The 16593-nt window shown below is 43.9% G+C and carries 16 protein-coding genes; 3 read left to right on the top strand and 13 right to left on the bottom strand.

The features are described from left to right. Positions 1–10: 10 nt before the first annotated feature. The 3 genes from ACU01J_RS15290 to ACU01J_RS15280 form a co-directional block, all read right to left on the bottom strand. Positions 11–1342, bottom strand: coding sequence for an IS4 family transposase (locus ACU01J_RS15290; RefSeq protein ID WP_481084253.1), 1332 nt, complete (start codon positions 1340–1342; stop codon positions 11–13). 149 nt (positions 1343–1491) lie between these two features. Next, entirely contained in the window at positions 1492–2235 is a 744-nt protein-coding gene (locus ACU01J_RS15285; RefSeq protein ID WP_481086487.1) for a YggN family protein, read from the bottom strand. 48 nt (positions 2236–2283) lie between these two features. Beyond that, a complete protein-coding gene (locus ACU01J_RS15280; protein WP_481086486.1) occupies positions 2284–2760 on the bottom strand; it encodes a GreA/GreB family elongation factor in 477 nt (158 codons plus the stop codon). A gap of 77 nt (positions 2761–2837) precedes the next feature. On the opposite strand from ACU01J_RS15280, the gene ACU01J_RS15275 reads away from it, so the two are divergent. Continuing rightward, on the top strand, positions 2838–4772 hold the full coding sequence (locus ACU01J_RS15275) for a RecQ family ATP-dependent DNA helicase (protein WP_481086485.1): 1935 nt from the start codon (positions 2838–2840) through the stop codon (positions 4770–4772). Between the two features lie 2 nt (positions 4773–4774). Here ACU01J_RS15275 and dinB read toward each other — a convergent pair whose 3' ends face one another. Further along, positions 4775–5842 carry a DNA polymerase IV gene (dinB, locus tag ACU01J_RS15270; protein ID WP_481086484.1) on the bottom strand — a complete coding sequence of 356 codons (1068 nt, stop codon included), beginning with the start codon at positions 5840–5842 and terminating at the stop codon, positions 4775–4777. A gap of 162 nt (positions 5843–6004) precedes the next feature. On the opposite strand from dinB, the gene ACU01J_RS15265 reads away from it, so the two are divergent. After that, positions 6005–7219, top strand: coding sequence for a GGDEF domain-containing response regulator (locus ACU01J_RS15265; protein ID WP_481086483.1), 1215 nt, complete (start codon positions 6005–6007; stop codon positions 7217–7219). A 77-nt stretch (positions 7220–7296) separates the two neighbouring features. Here ACU01J_RS15265 and nqrM read toward each other — a convergent pair whose 3' ends face one another. From nqrM to bolA, 9 genes are all read right to left on the bottom strand, one after another. Next, complete coding sequence (gene nqrM, locus ACU01J_RS15260) at positions 7297–7530, bottom strand: (Na+)-NQR maturation NqrM (RefSeq protein ID WP_481086482.1); 234 nt, start codon at positions 7528–7530, stop codon at positions 7297–7299. A gap of 20 nt (positions 7531–7550) precedes the next feature. Continuing rightward, positions 7551–8555: an FAD:protein FMN transferase gene (locus tag ACU01J_RS15255; RefSeq protein ID WP_481086481.1), complete on the bottom strand. Its 1005-nt coding sequence runs from the start codon at positions 8553–8555 to the stop codon at positions 7551–7553. Positions 8556–8693: 138 nt separating this feature from the next. Beyond that, positions 8694–9917 carry an NADH:ubiquinone reductase (Na(+)-transporting) subunit F gene (gene nqrF, locus ACU01J_RS15250; RefSeq protein ID WP_481086480.1) on the bottom strand — a complete coding sequence of 408 codons (1224 nt, stop codon included), beginning with the start codon at positions 9915–9917 and terminating at the stop codon, positions 8694–8696. A gap of 33 nt (positions 9918–9950) precedes the next feature. Continuing rightward, positions 9951–10547, bottom strand: coding sequence for an NADH:ubiquinone reductase (Na(+)-transporting) subunit E (nqrE, locus tag ACU01J_RS15245; RefSeq protein ID WP_005436652.1), 597 nt, complete (start codon positions 10545–10547; stop codon positions 9951–9953). Positions 10548–10554: 7 nt separating this feature from the next. Then, entirely contained in the window at positions 10555–11187 is a 633-nt protein-coding gene (locus ACU01J_RS15240) for an NADH:ubiquinone reductase (Na(+)-transporting) subunit D (protein WP_005436651.1), read from the bottom strand. Then, positions 11187–11957: a Na(+)-translocating NADH-quinone reductase subunit C gene (locus ACU01J_RS15235; RefSeq protein ID WP_481086479.1), complete on the bottom strand. Its 771-nt coding sequence runs from the start codon at positions 11955–11957 to the stop codon at positions 11187–11189. Before ACU01J_RS15235 ends, ACU01J_RS15240 begins: the two co-directional genes overlap by 1 nt. Further along, a complete protein-coding gene (locus ACU01J_RS15230) occupies positions 11947–13191 on the bottom strand; it encodes an NADH:ubiquinone reductase (Na(+)-transporting) subunit B (protein WP_481086478.1) in 1245 nt (414 codons plus the stop codon). The genes ACU01J_RS15235 and ACU01J_RS15230 overlap by 11 nt, the downstream gene beginning before the upstream one ends. A 6-nt stretch (positions 13192–13197) precedes the next feature. Beyond that, positions 13198–14538 (bottom strand): Na(+)-translocating NADH-quinone reductase subunit A, encoded by a 1341-nt coding sequence (locus ACU01J_RS15225; protein ID WP_481086477.1) that lies wholly within the window; start codon positions 14536–14538, stop codon positions 13198–13200. Positions 14539–14970: 432 nt separating this feature from the next. After that, complete coding sequence (bolA, locus tag ACU01J_RS15220) at positions 14971–15279, bottom strand: transcriptional regulator BolA (protein ID WP_481086476.1); 309 nt, start codon at positions 15277–15279, stop codon at positions 14971–14973. 137 nt (positions 15280–15416) lie between these two features. On the opposite strand from bolA, the gene ACU01J_RS15215 reads away from it, so the two are divergent. Continuing rightward, positions 15417–16547 carry a methyltransferase gene (locus tag ACU01J_RS15215; RefSeq protein ID WP_481086475.1) on the top strand — a complete coding sequence of 377 codons (1131 nt, stop codon included), beginning with the start codon at positions 15417–15419 and terminating at the stop codon, positions 16545–16547. Positions 16548–16593: the final 46 nt, after the last annotated feature.

Here is a 16593-nt window from a genome sequence, read left to right as displayed (position 1 = left end):
GTAATGCCAGTCAGTTAAGCTGACTGGCATTTTTTCTATTTGTTGCGTACTTCTTGGGTTTCAACTTCACCCATCGAGGATAACTTCTATCTTCTCTTCGAGGCGGTAAGATAAACATGGATACATGCTCTAGTAATACCTCATAGTGTTTAGGGAGCTTTCCTGGGCTTGTTAAAGGCAACGCTGCAAAGTATTGCGTCACAGCCATAGCGCTACTCGTAAAGCTCAGTTGATTTGGCCAGACGCTATCTAACCTACTTGCCGCTTTTGTCATAACCTGCCTGATAAGGTTATAGGCGAGTAAAATACCCCAGAGCTCCTGCTTAACCATATCTGGACGCTTGCTTCGCAATGTATACTCACTGTCAAGTAAGGTCTGCTTCATTTCCCGATAGCCTAATTCGATTTCCCAGCGATAACGATAGAGCTCTACGATTTCTTCGCCAGGAAAACGTAACCCATCACGCATTGATGTAAGCACCTGATACTCCTTACCTTTAATGATTTTTGAGACTAACCTTGCTTCAACTACATCAGGAAGTTCACTAAACTTCTTTCTTGCCTGAGGTGTTGTTTTAATCGCAACGATTGCATCACTCTTGCTGTACCTATGAACGACTTCATACTGGAAGTCTTTTCTCACAGGGAGCATCCAATGCCTCTCTTGGCCGACTTTGTTCCATCGGTTAAGCAGTCCCAGAGAGTAATATCCTTTGTCAAAAATAGTCAGAGAATGGTCTGGCGTTTGTTCTATGAGTTCTTCTGCAAGCCGCATTTCGTTGGTTCGATAGTCAGAGAATGCACTATCGATGAGCTGATGACTTGTAAGCTCCATCAAGCAAACCATGCGTATCTTAGGGTAAATATTTTCAGATGACTGATTACGCTGTGCTTTAAACTCTTGATGATTTTCAGGTGTATCTGCCGTTCTCCAAACGACACCATCGACAGATAGAAGATTGAGTCCACACCAAGTTTCAAACTTAGAAGATTGATAACTCTGAGCCGCCATCGTCTTAAAGACTTGTTTAACACCTTCTTCGCCTAATCTCTGCCTCGCTTGGACAACAGCACTTGGCGCAACAAAGCGCTGTTTGTCTGGTAGGACAATATCAAGTTGGTTAGCGATATCCCAAACAGATTGTTGCCGAAAAAGACTCATTCCTACAACGGACCAAAGTACTGCTTCCAAGGGTAAGCGTCTTCTTCTCACTGTTGCTACACCAGCTTTTTCAAAACCTTGCTGGATAAGCTCTGGACTAAGGATCTCAGAGTATTTGTCAAAGTGATGGAAGGTATTGCATGAGCGAAAAGTATTCGCAAGTTGGCTTTCTAAAGACATGAAAAATCCGATATTAGTTTCCTAATATCGGATTTTGAAGCCTTTTGAGGATCGGTCAAATGATCTCAAAAATTTTTCTTAACTGATCGGCATTACACCCTACAGGTGCTCTTTAAGTCTAGACTGCAATTTCACAACAAGATCGAAGTTTAGATGGTAAATATTTGGTAATCCTTCAACTCAGGAATCTTCTTATGCAGATCTTGCTCTTGCTCAGCCATCTGGTCAAGAGAATCACAGAAGGCTTCACTTTGCTCTTGAACTTCAACGGAACGCTCTTTTAAACGCGCCGCAATTCGCTCTTTAAGCTCGGTCATTGATGACGCCATTTCTGTTAAATTTAGGCCGCCCTCTTTCTTCATTTTCTCTGACATGGCATTGAATGCACTAGTAATAAACTCGTCATTGAACAGTGCCTTGGCTTTCTCAAAGTCTTCCGTCCAAGTATCACCAAACGAGCTAAAGCTGTCTGCCGGCAAAATTAAATCACCATCTTTGTAGTAGCGTGCTTCAATATCGGCATAGAACTGCTGCATCGACTGTTTTACATTATCAAAGGCACCCGGGTTATCAAAGCTATCCGCCACATCATCAATGATGTCGTTAGCTAAGGCCAAGCCGTCTTGAGCCATTTTCTTCGCTCTAGGCAGGTAATCATTCAAGCTTTTGCGATAGGCTTCGATCGCTTGCTGTTGATCACTGTCTAGTTCAATGCGTTCACCGTGGATCATTAGATTGTTATCACTATCGACAATCGCACTATCACCATTGGTATGAAGAATCTCAATGCGCTGACCATCAAGGTGGATTTCATTCTTCAGATCAACCTTACATTGAGCAGCATATACTTGGCTCGATAGTAAGATAGGTAATGTGAGTAATATCTTCTTCATTGTCATTCCACTCAATTCAATCATGACACCTTATCAGAAACGATTCCGTTAGTGGATCGCTTCAATTTCATAGCAATGGCTAGTTTGACCAATTTGGTATTCTACCTCATCACCGGTTTGTTTGGCTTTTAATGCCTTACCAAGTGGCGAATCAAACGTGACCAGCATGATGCTCTGCTGCGCGATGTCCACTCTAAGTCCACCTGAGCATGGAGCGATAAAAAACCACTTTGTCAGGTCATCAGCATCAATGAGTTCAACGACGCAGCCTAACCCTACCTTGGTTGGAGACTCAGGTAACACCAAGTCTGACATCATCTGTATCTCTTGCTCACACTCTTGAACCCGCATCGCTTGCCCGTGCGCCAAATAAGACGCTTCTAGTGCTAGGGTGTCATATTTATGCTCCGGGACCGTCTCTTCATCGGTCGCAGATTCAATAGCTCGTTGAGCCGAACTTACCGCTACAGCGTGCTTATGCTGTAAAAGCGACAAAATAGTTTGGCGCAGTTCCAACTTATTCATACTAAAATCGTGTTCCAATGTTCGGATTATCTTTAGAATACCTTGCTAGAGATGGCAAGAATAGCAAAAAGGCAGATATGAACACTCCACAATCCTCAGACAACGTACAAACGATATTGAAATCGACCTTCGGCTTTGACCAACTAAGAGAAGGCCAGCAACATGTTATCAATACCGTGTTAGAGAATCGTTCTTGCGCTGCTATTTTTCCGACAGGTTCAGGTAAATCTCTCTGTTATCAGCTACCTGCATTGTGCTTGCCCCATTTGACTATTGTTGTATCGCCGCTATTAGCGCTAATGAAGGATCAGCTCGCATTCTTACACAGCAAAGGAATCGCTGCCGCCTCGATTGATTCAAGCCTTAGCCGCGAAGAGATCCAACAAGTAATGAATCAGATTCGCCAAGGAGAGCTCAAGATCTTAATGATCTCAGTCGAGAGGCTCAAGAACGAACGCTTTCGCCAGTTCATTAGCCAGATCCCGCTATCTTTGCTCGTTGTCGATGAAGCGCACTGTATCTCAGAGTGGGGGCACAACTTTCGCCCTGACTATCTAAAGCTACCCCAGTACTTGCAGGAGCTTAACATTCCGCAAGCCTTGCTGCTTACTGCCACGGCAACTCAATCGGTAATCGAAGATATGCAGCGCAAATTTTCGATTGCGCCAAATGACATCATTATTACCGGCTTTTATCGCTCTAACTTAGATATCACGATCTCCCCATGTGAAGACGAAGACAAAAGTGACGCGCTATTAGAGCTGCTGCGCCCAGATCCTAAAGCGCCAACCGTCGTCTACGTAACACTGCAAAATACCGCAGAAACTGTCGCGTCTATCTTGCGCAAATGTGGCAATAATGCTTTGGCGTATCATGCAGGGCTTGCCAGTGAGGATCGTGAAAAAATCCAAAACCAATTTATGTCAGGAGAAGTCGACTGCATTGTTGCGACCATCGCTTTTGGTATGGGGGTAGATAAATCAGATATCCGTCGTGTTATTCACTTTGACCTACCTAAATCGATTGAGAATTACGCGCAAGAAATTGGCCGAGCAGGCAGAGATGGCCACCCCTCTCAGTGCATACTGTTGGCTAATCAAAGTGGCATTAGTACCTTAGAAAACTTTATCTATGGTGACACCCCCGAACCAAATGATATTCAAGTGGTACTTGATCAAGCGCTTACTCACTCCCCACAATGGGAAGTGGTGCTTTCACGTCTTGCGACCGAAAGTAATGTGCGTCAGTTGCCCTTAAAAACACTGCTCGTGTATATGGAGATGGCCGGGCTAATTCAGGCAAAATACAGCTATTTTGCCGACTATCGCTTTAAATTTATTCAAGATAAGCACTTCATCATCAACCAGTTTGATCCGGCAAGGCGCACTTTTGTCCAAGCGCTATTTGACTGTTCAAGTCAGGCCAAAGTATGGTGCCAGGTCGATTTTGACACTCTGTGGACACACTTCAAAGGTGAAAGACAGCGTGCAGTGGCAGCACTCGACTACTTTAACGAAAAAGGTTGGATTGAGTTAGAAAGCAAATTGATGACGGAAGTCTATCAAGTGAACACACCAAGCCAACCAATCGATAAGTTGAATCATGACTTATGGCAGCTATTCTCAGATAAAGAAACTAGCGACATCGCTCGAATTCATAACCTACTGAGTTTCTTCGAGTCATCTCAGTGCCTAAGCTATGAATTAGCAAATTATTTTGGTGATCATCAAGCGCCTAAGCAGTGTGGTCATTGTAGTGTCTGTCGAGATCAAGTGGCCACTTTACCGCGCAGTAATACCACTCCACTGTCTGACTATCCATTAGAACAATGGTTAAATGAGCTGAGTGATAAAGCAGGACATCAACTCTCTGTCGCACTGCAAGCTAAGTTTCTATGTGGCATCACCACCCCAAAATTCACTAAACTTAAGGCTCGCTCTCTATCTGGTTTTGGCAAACTCGAAGCAACACCTTTTGCCCAAGTTCGCCAATGGATTGAGTTGAATCGCTAGGCTTAAAAAAAGCTCAATTGTTTGACTTGCTCTTCAGGCTTAAGCATGACGTTTAAGCCTAACAAGCGAATTTCGCGTCCATTCTGCCGTTTTAGGATATCTCTGAGCAACTGCTTAAAATAATCGAGCTCAAGTTGCGAATGAATATGCTCAATGGTCGTGAGTTGAAAATCGGCAAATTTGAGCTTAATCCCTTGCTTAATAATGGCCTTTTCTGGTGAGGCTTTCTCTAAGCGTTTCTCTAGTTCAGGAAACAGCATCTCTTCAATTACCTGCCAGCATTCATCATAGGTTGAGATATTTTGATTAAAGGTTCGTTCAACCCCAACTGACTTGCGCTCTCGTTCGACAACCACTTCACGGTTATCCTCGCCATGACTTTTATTCCACAGCGACGCACCTAAACGGCCAAATTGACGCAATAGCTCTCGATAATCACTATTCTTAATATCTGCACAAACAAAATAACCGGCTTGATGAAGTTTTTCTAAACTGACTTTACCCACACCCGGTATTTTCTCTAGTGGCAATTTATCGACTTCTTGCTGAACTCGCTCGGGAGGTATGACATATTGCCCGTTAGGCTTGTTCATATCAGAAGCAACCTTGGCGAGGAACTTTACCGGAGCAATACCTGCTGACGCAGTAAGGTTGAGCTCTTGCCAAATATCATTACGAATTGCTTCAGCAATCAACGTCGCCGACCCTTTGAACTGGGTACAGTTAGTCACATCTAAATAGGCTTCATCGAGAGATAGCGGCTCGATTAAATCTGTGTAACGAGTAAAAATTGCTCTGATCTTTTGAGATATTTGTTTATACACATCCATCCGACCTGGAACAACAAGTAACCTGGGGCACAACTGAAGCGCTTTTGAGGTTGCTATAGCACTGCGTACACCAAATTTTCTCGCTTCATAATTACAAGTGCTAATCACACCACGTTGCTTCTCGTGACCACCGACAGCTAGCGGACGATTCCTATATGACGGATTGTCACGCATTTCCACTGCTGCATAAAAGCAATCCATATCTACATGTATGATTTTTCTAACTTTGTCACTAGACATTCACGATTACTGCGCATTAAAGTAACTGTATATAAGCACAGTATACTTAATATGTGCGCCATATCAAAGTCACAACTTGATTAAATTTCACACAGCAATCACTCGCATCTTATACAGCTATAGTTATTATTAGGTTTATAAATAAAAATAAGAGGCACGACATTGAACAATAAAGTGTTAGTTGTCGAGGATAGCCGTACGTATAGAAATTACTTGGTCCAGCAATTGGCAGCCCTTGGTTGTCAGGTTTATGATGCGGAATCATATGATCAAGCTGAACTGCTATTAAAGCAACACAAGGACTTCCGTTTTGCTGTACTCGATTACTGCTTGCCCGATGCACAAGACGGCGAAGTTATCGATCTAGTACTTTCGTACCGCCAAAAAGCTATCGTATTAACGGCAACATTTAATGATGAAGCGCGCGAACGATTTATCGCTAAAGGGGTGGTTGACTACATACTAAAGGACAGTATGACGTCTGTCTCTTACCTACTTCCTTTGACCAAAAGGTTGCTCAATAACGATCATCATCATGCTCTTGTCGTCGATGACTCTCCTACTGTACGTAACCATGTCGCCCAACTTCTCGAACACCAATATATTCGTACAACTCAAGCCGAAAATGGACAACAAGCACTAGAAAAGCTTGAAGAGAACTCGGATATCACTTTTATTATCACCGATCATGATATGCCCGAGAAAGATGGCATCATCATGACCCGTGAGATTCGGCAAAGTTATGATAAGAATAGCTTAGCGATTTTGGGCTTATCCGGAAACGAATCAAAAACCCTCACCGCACAATTCCTAAAAGCGGGAGCCAATGATTTCCTCACTAAACCGTTCAATCAAGAAGAGTTTTATTGCCGCGTTCATCAACTATTAGATATGAAAGATGCAACCGACGAACTGTATAAGCTAGCAAACCAAGACGCGTTGACAGGCTTATGGAATCGGCGCTTTCTCTTCAATCAAAGCTGCACTGGTTGCGAACACAGCAATATTGCCATGCTCGACATTGACCACTTTAAAAAGGTCAATGATACCTATGGGCATGATGGTGGTGACGCAACATTAAAGATGGTTGCCAACATCCTGAAAATTTATTTCACAGAGGATGTGGTGGTACGTTTTGGTGGAGAAGAGTTCTGCATCCAGTCTTGTGCTCCATTCGATAAGTTCATTAGTCGAATTGAAAATATGCGTAAGCGTGTTGAAAAAACATCTATAAAGCACAATGGCCAGAAAATTCAGGTGACGATCAGTATCGGAGTATGTAGCCAGAATACAGACCTAAACGCTCAAATTAAGATTGCTGATGACCTCTTATACTCAGCGAAGGCTGCGGGGCGTAATCAAACCATCTCCTCATAGCAACTTATATCCTTATCTTAGATACAAAAGCACCAGCATAGAGCTGGTGCTTTTTTGCTTATCTTTTTGCGAGAGAATTAAGCAATACGATCTTTTTCCCATGCTGCGAGCTTTTCTTGTCGAGCCGCTTCACGAGCCTCACGCTTTTTACGTGCATCACAAGGTTCAGGACAGTTACATACCTTATCGATACCCACTGCACCCAAGCCGCCACAACTGCCCTTAACCACTTTCTTCTGGATAATATATCCAATCGACATGGCTGCTATAACAGCGAGAAAGACGCCAAAAGTAATGAAATATGTACTCATATGATAGCTCACTCGGGTAATTATTTATTCATAAAAGGCTTGTATGCAGTAGATGCAAGCTCTTTGAATCCGTTTTCAGTTTTTTCAATCATAAACACAGGGATATTGTTTTCTTCAGCTACTTTCATCCCTTTTTCTACGCCCAAAACCATAAGACCAGTTGCTAAGCCGTCAGCAGTCATCGAAGATTTATCCAAAACAGTAACCGACACGACTTTATGATTGATAGGTTTTCCTGTCTCTGGATTAATAATGTGAGAGTAACGCACACCATCACGTTCAAAGTAATTACGGTAATCACCCGAAGTCGCAATAGCCATATCACCAGGTTCAATGATTTCTTGAATCGCTCGTTCATCAACCGTAGGTTTTTCAATAGCAATACGCCACGGCACACCGTCGCGGTTAATGCCTTTCAAGCGCATTTCACCACCAACTTCTACCATGTAGTTTTGAATGCCTTGTGACTGGATATAATTTGCAACTACATCGACCCCCCAACCTTTCGCAATTGTTGATAGGTCTACGTATAAGTTAGGAATATCTTTTTTTAGAGTATTGCCCTCAACAACAAGGTGTTCTATTCCTGTCATCGCTTTACGTTCAGCCAACTCTTCATCAGTTGGAACAACATCTTGCCGTGCTTCTGGCCCAAACCCCCAAAGATTAACCAATGGCCCGACGGTTATGTCTAATGCACCTTGAGTGAGACCGTTCAATCGCATCGCTTCTTTCACAACTGTAGCCGTTTGAGGCGAAACTTCAAATGGTTGTAAGTCTTTACTCTGATTAAAACGGCTTAATTCAGAGTCTTTACGATACGTCGACATCTGATCATTTACCTGTTCCAGAAGGCGATCAACGTTTGCTTGAAGAGACTCCGGCGATGGTGTGTTATCCGATGGAATATACTTAATATTATAAGTCGTCCCCATCGTCGGGCCACTAAGATGGACTTGCTCTACCGGTTTTTCACAACCTGCAAGAACCAATAGAGAAGCAAATACAACAAGCCACTTTTTCACTTGTTAACTCCTATTGTCGTTAAATGGATATAGGAAATGGGTTCAGCTTAGAGACCAATTTTCTATATCAATTACTAAGATTCAAAAAGAAATGGCTGGCCCTTAAGAGCCAGCCATAGTATCAATCACTTAGACAGATTAACCGCCGAAGTCATCCAGTAGAATGTTTTCATCTTCTACACCAAGATCTTTTAGCATGCCAATAACAGCTGCGTTCATCATCGGTGGACCACACATGTAGTACTCACAATCTTCAGGAGCTTCGTGATCCTTCAGGTAGTTCTCGTACAATACGTTGTGGATGAAGCCTGTGTAACCATCCCAGTTATCTTCTGGCATAGGGTCAGACAGTGCACAGTGCCATACGAAGTTATCGTTCTCAGCCGCTAGGCCATCGAAGTCTTCTACGTAGAACATTTCACGCTTAGAACGTGCACCGTACCAGAATGACATCTTACGCTTAGACTGCAGACGTTTTAGCTGGTCGAAGATATGAGAACGCATTGGAGCCATACCTGCACCACCACCAACGAATACCATTTCAGCATCAGTGTCTTTCGCGAAGAACTCACCGAATGGACCTGAAATCGTACACTTGTCGCCTTCTTTTAGCGACCAGATGAACGATGACATGATACCAGGTGGTACATCAGGATTATTAGGCGGCGGCGTAGCGATACGCACGTTCAGCATAATAATACCTTCTTCTTCTGGGTAGTTAGCCATTGAGTAAGCACGGATCGTTTCTTCGTTTACCTTAGACTCGTAACGGAACAAGTTAAATTTGTCCCAATCTTCACGGTACTCTTCAGGTACATCAAAGTCAGCGTACTTAACGTGGTGAGCTGGTGCTTCAATCTGGATGTAACCACCAGCACGGAAAGGTACTGATTCGCCATCTGGAATTTGCAGCTTAAGCTCTTTGATGAATGTTGCTTTGTTATCGTTAGAGATAACTGAACATTCCCACTTCTTAACGCCAAATATTTCTTCAGGAAGTTCGATGTCCATGTCAGTTTTCATTGCAACCTGACACGCTAGACGCTCACCTTCACGCGCTTCACCTTTAGTAATATGGTCAAGCTCGGTAGGTAGGATATCGCCACCACCTGATTTAACTTTTACGCGACACTGACCACAAGAGCCACCGCCACCACAAGCAGAAGATACGAATACGCCAGCACCAGCTAACGCAGATAGTAGCTTACCACCTGGTTGTGTAACGATTGCCAGTGAAGGGTCATCGTTAACAGAAATTGTAATGTCACCTGTTGGTACAAGCTTAGACTTAGCGAAAAGAATCACTAGTACTAGCGCAAGTACGATCAGAGTAAACATCACTACACCAAGAATAATGTCCATTGACTATTCCTTAATTGTTGCGGTTTACCCGACTTACAGTTGAACACCAGAGAAAGACATGAAGCCTAACGCCATTAGACCTACAGTGATAAACGTGATGCCTAGACCACGTAGACCAGGAGGTACGTCTGAATACTTCATCTTCTCACGGATACCTGCAAGAGCAACGATTGCTAGCATCCAGCCCACACCAGAACCAAAGCCGTAAACAACAGATTCAGCAAAGTTGTAGTCACGTTGTACCATGAAAGATACACCACCGAAGATCGCACAGTTTACTGTGATCAGCGGTAGGAAGATGCCTAGCGCGTTGTACAAAGGTGGGAAGAAACGGTCAAGAACCATCTCTAGAATCTGTACAAGTGCCGCAATTACACCGATAAAGGTGATGAAGTTTAGGAAGCTAAGGTCTACGCCCTCAACCAACGCGTTCTCTTTCAAAACTAGGTTGTAAACTAGGTTGTTCACAGGAACCGCGATAGTTAGTACTACCACAACTGCCACACCCAGACCGAAAGAGGTCTTAACTTTCTTAGATACAGCAAGGAAAGTACACATACCTAGGAAGAAAGACAGTGCCATGTTTTCGATGAAAATCGATTTAACTAACAGACTGATGTAATGTTCCATGACGTCCTTACTCCTTCGCTTCGATTTGTTCAGGTCTGATAATGCGGATAGCCCAGATCATGAAACCGATTAAGAAGAATGCTGATGGTGCAAGTAGCATCAGGCCGTTTGGCTGATACCAACCACCGTTGCTCACTAGAGGTAGTACTTCTAGGCCAAATAATTTGCCTGAGCCAAATAGCTCGCGGAAGAAACCAACAGTGATAAGAACGAAACCGTAACCAAGACCGTTACCGATACCATCGATTAGAGATGGGATTGGCGCAGACTTCATCGCAAACGCTTCAGCACGACCCATTACGATACAGTTCGTAATGATCAGACCTACGAATACCGATAGCTGCTTAGAGATATCGTATAGGTATGCTTTAAGCACTTGGTCTACCACGATTACTAGAGATGCGATGATCGCCATTTGAACGATGATACGCACACTGTTAGGAATGTGGTTACGGATTAGAGAAACAGAGAAGTTCGACAGTGCAGTTACGAATGTTACCGCTAGTGTCATTACAAATGCTGTTTCTAGTTTAGTTGTTACTGCAAGAGCAGAACATACACCAAGAACCTGTAGCGCGATTGGGTTGTTATCCAACACCGGCGCCATAATGCTCTTTTTAATGTTTTGTGCGCTAGACATTAGTTCAGACCTCCGTCACGAACTTTTGCTAGGAAAGGACCAAAGCCCATGTCACCTAACCAGAAGTCGAATGTACCTTGAACACCGTTACCAGTTAGTGTCGCACCAGATAGGCCGTCAATGCCGTGTTCAGAACCTTCTGGAGCACCACCTTTAACAATCTTGATTGCTGGTTTGTAGTTCTCGTCGAATAGTTTCTTGCCAACGAATTGAGCACGCCATGCTGGGTTCTCTACTTCACCACCAAGTCCAGGAGTTTCACCTTGCTCGTAGTAAGTGATACCAGACACAGTGTTACCGTCAGTTTCAACCGCAACGAATGCGTACATCATTGACCAAAGACCAGTACCGTGGACCGGTAGGATGATCTTAGAGACAGCGTCGCCATCTTTCACTAGGTATACAACACCTGTGTTAGCACGACGTATGATCTTAGCTTTGTCTTGGTCAGCGGTTAGCTTGATAGACTCTGCTGGATCTTTTGCTGCTTTGCGCTGATCGTAAGTTGCAGCATCGCCGTCAACAAACGCACCAGTGTCAAAGTTAACTAGACGAGGTTCAATGTACTGTGCAAATAGCTCAGGTACTGTCTTACCATCAGCGTCAATACCCGCAACCTCAACGATCTTAGTTTGCTTGTCTAGTACAGCGTTAGCTTTTTGCTTGTCACGTAGACCTACCGCTGCTGTTGATACGATGATTGAACAAACAAGGCTCAACCCGACAACAACACCCAGCGTCTTTTTAATGCTGTCGTTATTACTTGCCATAGCGTGCTAGTCTCCGCTTGATGTTCTTCTCGATAACCACATGGTCGAACAGAGGTGCAAACAAGTTCGCGAATAGAATCGCCAGCATCATACCTTCTGGGTATGCTGGGTTCACAACACGGATTAGTATACACATCACGCCGATTAACGCGCCGTACCACCATTTACCTTTGTTAGTAAATGACGCTGATACAGGGTCCGTTGCCATAAAGAACATACCGAACGCAAAGCCACCTAGAACTAGGTGCCAGTGCCATGGCATGTTGAACATTGGGTTAGTGTCAGAGCCGATAACGTTGAACAACGTCGCTGTTGCAATCATACCGATCATCACACCTGCGATGATGCGCCAAGATGCAATACGCATGTAGACGATCATTGCTGCACCGATCATCAGAGCAAGAGTCGATACTTCACCAATTGAACCAGGGATGTTACCGATGAATGCATCCAACCAAGTAATAGGAGTGCCAGTGACGTTGTTAATCAACGCGCCGCTACCGCCGTGAGCCCATTGGCTAAGTGCCGTCGCACCAGAGAAGCCATCAGCGGCTGTCCATACTACGTCACCCGAGATTTGAGCTGGGTAAGCGAAGAATAGGAACGCACGACCAGCAAGTGCTGGGTTAAGGAAGTTACGACCAGTACCACCGAAGATTTCTTTAGCAACGACAACACCGAAGGTAATACCTAGTGCTGCTTGCCATAGAGGTAGCGTAGGTGGAACGATAAGTGCAAACAGAATAGAAGTAACAAAGAAACCTTCGTTAACTTCGTGCTTACGCACCATACAGAACAGCACTTCCCAGAAACCACCAACGATAAATACCGTCGCGTAGATAGGTAGGAAGTAAGTTGCACCCAAGATCATCTTACTGCCAACGCCTGCGTCGGCGGCTAAGGTGCCACCCAGCATTTCAGTTAGCCAGTAGTGCCAGTTACCTGATACTACTGCTGCAAGTTGGTCACCAACATACATGTGGTTAAGTGCAGCGATAGCTTGGCCACCTGCGTTGTACATACCCCAGAACATTGCTGGGAATACCGCAAACCAAACCATGATCATGATACGTTTTAAGTCAACGCTATCACGAACGTGCGAGCTTTTTTTCGTTACTAAACCTGGTGTGTAGAAAAGGGTTGCAGCAGCTTCGTAAAGCGCGAACCACTTCTCATGTTTACCACCCGGCTCAAAATGATGCTCGATGTCTTCAATAAACTTTTTAAGGCCCATGAAAAATTACCCTTCCTTCTGAATGGTATCTAGGCATTCACGAAGGAGTTCACCGTATTCGTATTTACCAGGACACACAAAGGTACACAGTGCTACATCATCTTCATCCAGTTCAAGTGCACCTAGTGCTGCTGCACTGTCAGTATCACCTGCACATAGATCACGAAGTAGCAGAGTCGGTTCCATATCTAATGGCATTACGCGTTCGTAGTTACCAATTGGAACCATAGAACGATCACTACCGTTAGTCGTTGTTGTCATGTTGAACAACTGACCTTTGAAGATATGACCAAGGAATGAGCGAGTTACCGAGAACTTATTCTTACCAGGCGTAGCCCAGCCAAACAGTTCTTTTTCACGGCCTTCACGTAATACAGAAACCTGAACGTGGTAACGACCTAGGTATGCGTGAGGTCCAGTCGCATGAGTACCAGAAAGTACCGAACCAGAAATCACACGAACTTCACCTGGCATCAGCTCGCTGTCCGTCACCTCTTCTAGGCTTGCACCTAGAGTTGTACGAACTAAACGAGGGTTATTTACCACTGGGCCAGCCAGAGAAATAACACGATCAGTGTAAAGCTCACCAGTTAGGAACAACTGACCGAACGCAATAACGTCTTGGTAGTTGATGCTCCACGCCACATTTTCTACATTCACTGGGTATAGGAAATGCATGTGGGTGCCAGCAAGACCTGCTGGGTGAGGGCCATCAAATACGTGCTCTTCAACATTTGACTGAGAAGAACGAGGCAGACTTGTGCCAGATTTACATACGTAAACCTTGCCATCTGTCAGGGTTGAAAGCAGGTCTAAACCGGCAACGAACGCTTCTTGCTGTTCATTGATGATCAACTCAGGCTGAGCTGCTAACGGATTGGTATCCATTGCAGTTACGAAGATAGCCTGTGTAGAAGACTCGATTGCTGGAACCTTGCTGAACGGACGAGTACGTAAAGCAGTCCAAAGACCTGAATCAACAAGCTGAGTTTTAACCGCTTCACGGTCAAGACTTGCTAGTTGGCCAGCTTCAAACTTATCGAAAGTAACCTGCTCTTCGCCTGCCACTTCAATCACTACAGACTGAAGTACACGCTTAGCGCCACGGTTAACCTCGATCACTTTACCAGCTGCTGGTGAAGTAAATTTCACACCTGGGTTCTTTTTATCTTCAAAAAGAACTTGAGCTTTCTTTACTTCATCGCCTACGCGGACATGCATAGTAGGACGCATGCCGACGTACTCTTCGCCAAGCAAGGCGACTTTTTTGATGGTCTTACCATCATTAATCACCTGGGATGGAGTTCCTGCTACAGGCAGGTCCAAACCCTTCTTTATTGTAATCATACGCACTTGCACTACTTTTATCGGGAAAAAGATTCTTAGATTGCGTAACTTTTAGACACGACACTAGTGTCCGGTTTTGGCGCCGTTTAAAACACCAAAATCGCAACATCCTCTCAAAAATCTCGCAACAAGAAATCATCGAGATTTATCAGGTGCGATAGTCTATCATCTTTTTGGAAGTTGATGCCATGATGAATCCGATGAATAACCGAGATATTTCGAAGGAATTGAGTTTAAAAGGCTAAGGAATAGTCATAAGTTTGAGCCACCGCACAAACCTTTTCCTGTATGTTATTTTGTATAATTCAATGCATTCACATCGTGAAACAATCTTATTTAAAACTAACTATTGCATTTATTTGTTTCTACATTGTTAACAGCACCCCTTTAGCACTGACTAAAAAGGGTAGCCGTCGCTACCCTCTCATTTTATTATTTTGAACCACCCAAGCACATTGGGCTATCTGGAGCGTGTTGATTCTGCTCTTTCCACTCACTCGCGGTGTAAGTGTGCATCGAAAGCGCATGAATATGATTAGCGAGCTCATCAGCCAAAACTTGATTGACTTGGCGATGACGACCAATAAGTCTTTGCCCTTCAAACTTTTCACTCACAATCACAACTTTAAAGTGGCTTTCTGAGCCAGCCGGTACATTGTGCATAAAGCTCTCATTGATCACTTTGAGCTCTGAAGGCGAGAATGCTTCACGCAACTTGGTTTCGATTACTTCTTGCAACATCGTGCTTTACCATCAAATATGAATGACTATTAACATTAAATCATAATATCCGATTAGTTAAAGCTAAAGGTTTTAGTTTCCACAACCGCTAGGTTTTGCGACAATTTGCGCATTGCACATTACCTAACGTCCCAACTATGAAAACTGAGCTTGCACTGCACGAGCGTACTCTTTCTTTATTCCGTTACCCAAAAAGAAGCAATGAAACCCTTCAAGCTTGGGATGCTGGCGATGAATATCTCATCAACCATATCGAAGATATGGGATTAGAGCCCAACCAACACATTCTTATCCTTAACGATAACTTTGGCGCTCTAAGTTGCTGGCTCAGTACAAATCATCGAATCACCATGATGAGTGATTCGTTTATTTCACAGACAGGAACACGTGAAAACTTAGCGCTAAACCAATGCAACCCAGTCTCTTTTGCCACAACTATCGAGCCAATCGCTAACGATGTTGATTTGGTATTGATGCAGTTGCCTAAAAGCAATCGTCACCTCACATGGCAACTAAGCCAGTTACGTTCAGCTTTGGCCCCATCAGTGCCCGTGATTGCCGTAAATAAAGCCAAAGATATTCACTCATCAACACTCAAACTATTTGAGAAGCACCTTGGCGAGACTAAAACGTCTTTAGCTTGGAAAAAGCATCGCTTAGTTTTCAGTCAGGCCAATGTTGCCAACCCGAAACCTGTATCGGCTAACACACGTTGGAACGTCGACGGTGAAAATATAGAGCTCAATAATCTGCCAAATGTTTATTCGGGAGAGAGCTTAGATCTGGGTGCACGCTTCATGATTCAGCATCTACCAACCAATCCTAATCTAAAGCATGTGCTTGATTTAGGCTGTGGCAATGGTGTGTTATCAGTCAAAATGGGGCAACTCAATCCGGCGATAAAATTGACCTGTGTTGATGAGAGTTTTATGGCTGTCGAATCGACTAGACAAAACCTGATTGAAAACTTAGGTGAGGATAGAGAAATAGAGTGTATCGCCAATAACTGTCTCGATGGCCTAGAGCAAAATGATGTCGACATGATTATGTGTAACCCGCCATTCCATCAGCAACAAGCGATTACCGATCATATTGCTTGGCAGATGTTCTGTGATGCAAAGCAAATTCTTAGAGTTGGTGGACAATTATTAGTTATCGGTAACCGCCACCTCGGCTACGATGGTAAACTTGCTAGACTGTTTGGCAAGTCAAACGTTAAAGTTGTGGCAGCCAATAAGAAATTTGTTATTTTACAAGCAACTAAATAGTCCACTATTATCTCTCTAAACGTTTGGTAAGCTCAAAGAGTTAACA

Source organism: Vibrio sp. 2433-A1 (assembly GCF_056726085.1).
The sequence above is the reverse complement of the archived record's forward strand: the minus strand, read 5'-3'. Positions and strand labels throughout refer to the sequence as shown.

Coding starts and splice junctions, on each gene's coding strand:
- ACU01J_RS15225 (WP_481086477.1), bottom strand. CDS start 14,538: ATGATTACAATAAAGAAGGGTTTGGACCTGCCTGTAGCAGGAACTCCA.
- ACU01J_RS15240 (WP_005436651.1), bottom strand. CDS start 11,187: ATGTCTAGCGCACAAAACATTAAAAAGAGCATTATGGCGCCGGTGTTG.
- dinB (WP_481086484.1), bottom strand. CDS start 5,842: ATGTCTAGTGACAAAGTTAGAAAAATCATACATGTAGATATGGATTGC.
- ACU01J_RS15235 (WP_481086479.1), bottom strand. CDS start 11,957: ATGGCAAGTAATAACGACAGCATTAAAAAGACGCTGGGTGTTGTTGTC.
- ACU01J_RS15215 (WP_481086475.1), top strand. CDS start 15,417: ATGAAAACTGAGCTTGCACTGCACGAGCGTACTCTTTCTTTATTCCGT.
- ACU01J_RS15285 (WP_481086487.1), bottom strand. CDS start 2,235: ATGAAGAAGATATTACTCACATTACCTATCTTACTATCGAGCCAAGTA.
- nqrF (WP_481086480.1), bottom strand. CDS start 9,917: ATGGACATTATTCTTGGTGTAGTGATGTTTACTCTGATCGTACTTGCG.
- ACU01J_RS15290 (WP_481084253.1), bottom strand. CDS start 1,342: ATGTCTTTAGAAAGCCAACTTGCGAATACTTTTCGCTCATGCAATACC.
- nqrE (WP_005436652.1), bottom strand. CDS start 10,547: ATGGAACATTACATCAGTCTGTTAGTTAAATCGATTTTCATCGAAAAC.
- ACU01J_RS15275 (WP_481086485.1), top strand. CDS start 2,838: ATGAACACTCCACAATCCTCAGACAACGTACAAACGATATTGAAATCG.
- nqrM (WP_481086482.1), bottom strand. CDS start 7,530: ATGAGTACATATTTCATTACTTTTGGCGTCTTTCTCGCTGTTATAGCA.
- ACU01J_RS15230 (WP_481086478.1), bottom strand. CDS start 13,191: ATGGGCCTTAAAAAGTTTATTGAAGACATCGAGCATCATTTTGAGCCG.
- bolA (WP_481086476.1), bottom strand. CDS start 15,279: ATGTTGCAAGAAGTAATCGAAACCAAGTTGCGTGAAGCATTCTCGCCT.
- ACU01J_RS15280 (WP_481086486.1), bottom strand. CDS start 2,760: ATGAATAAGTTGGAACTGCGCCAAACTATTTTGTCGCTTTTACAGCAT.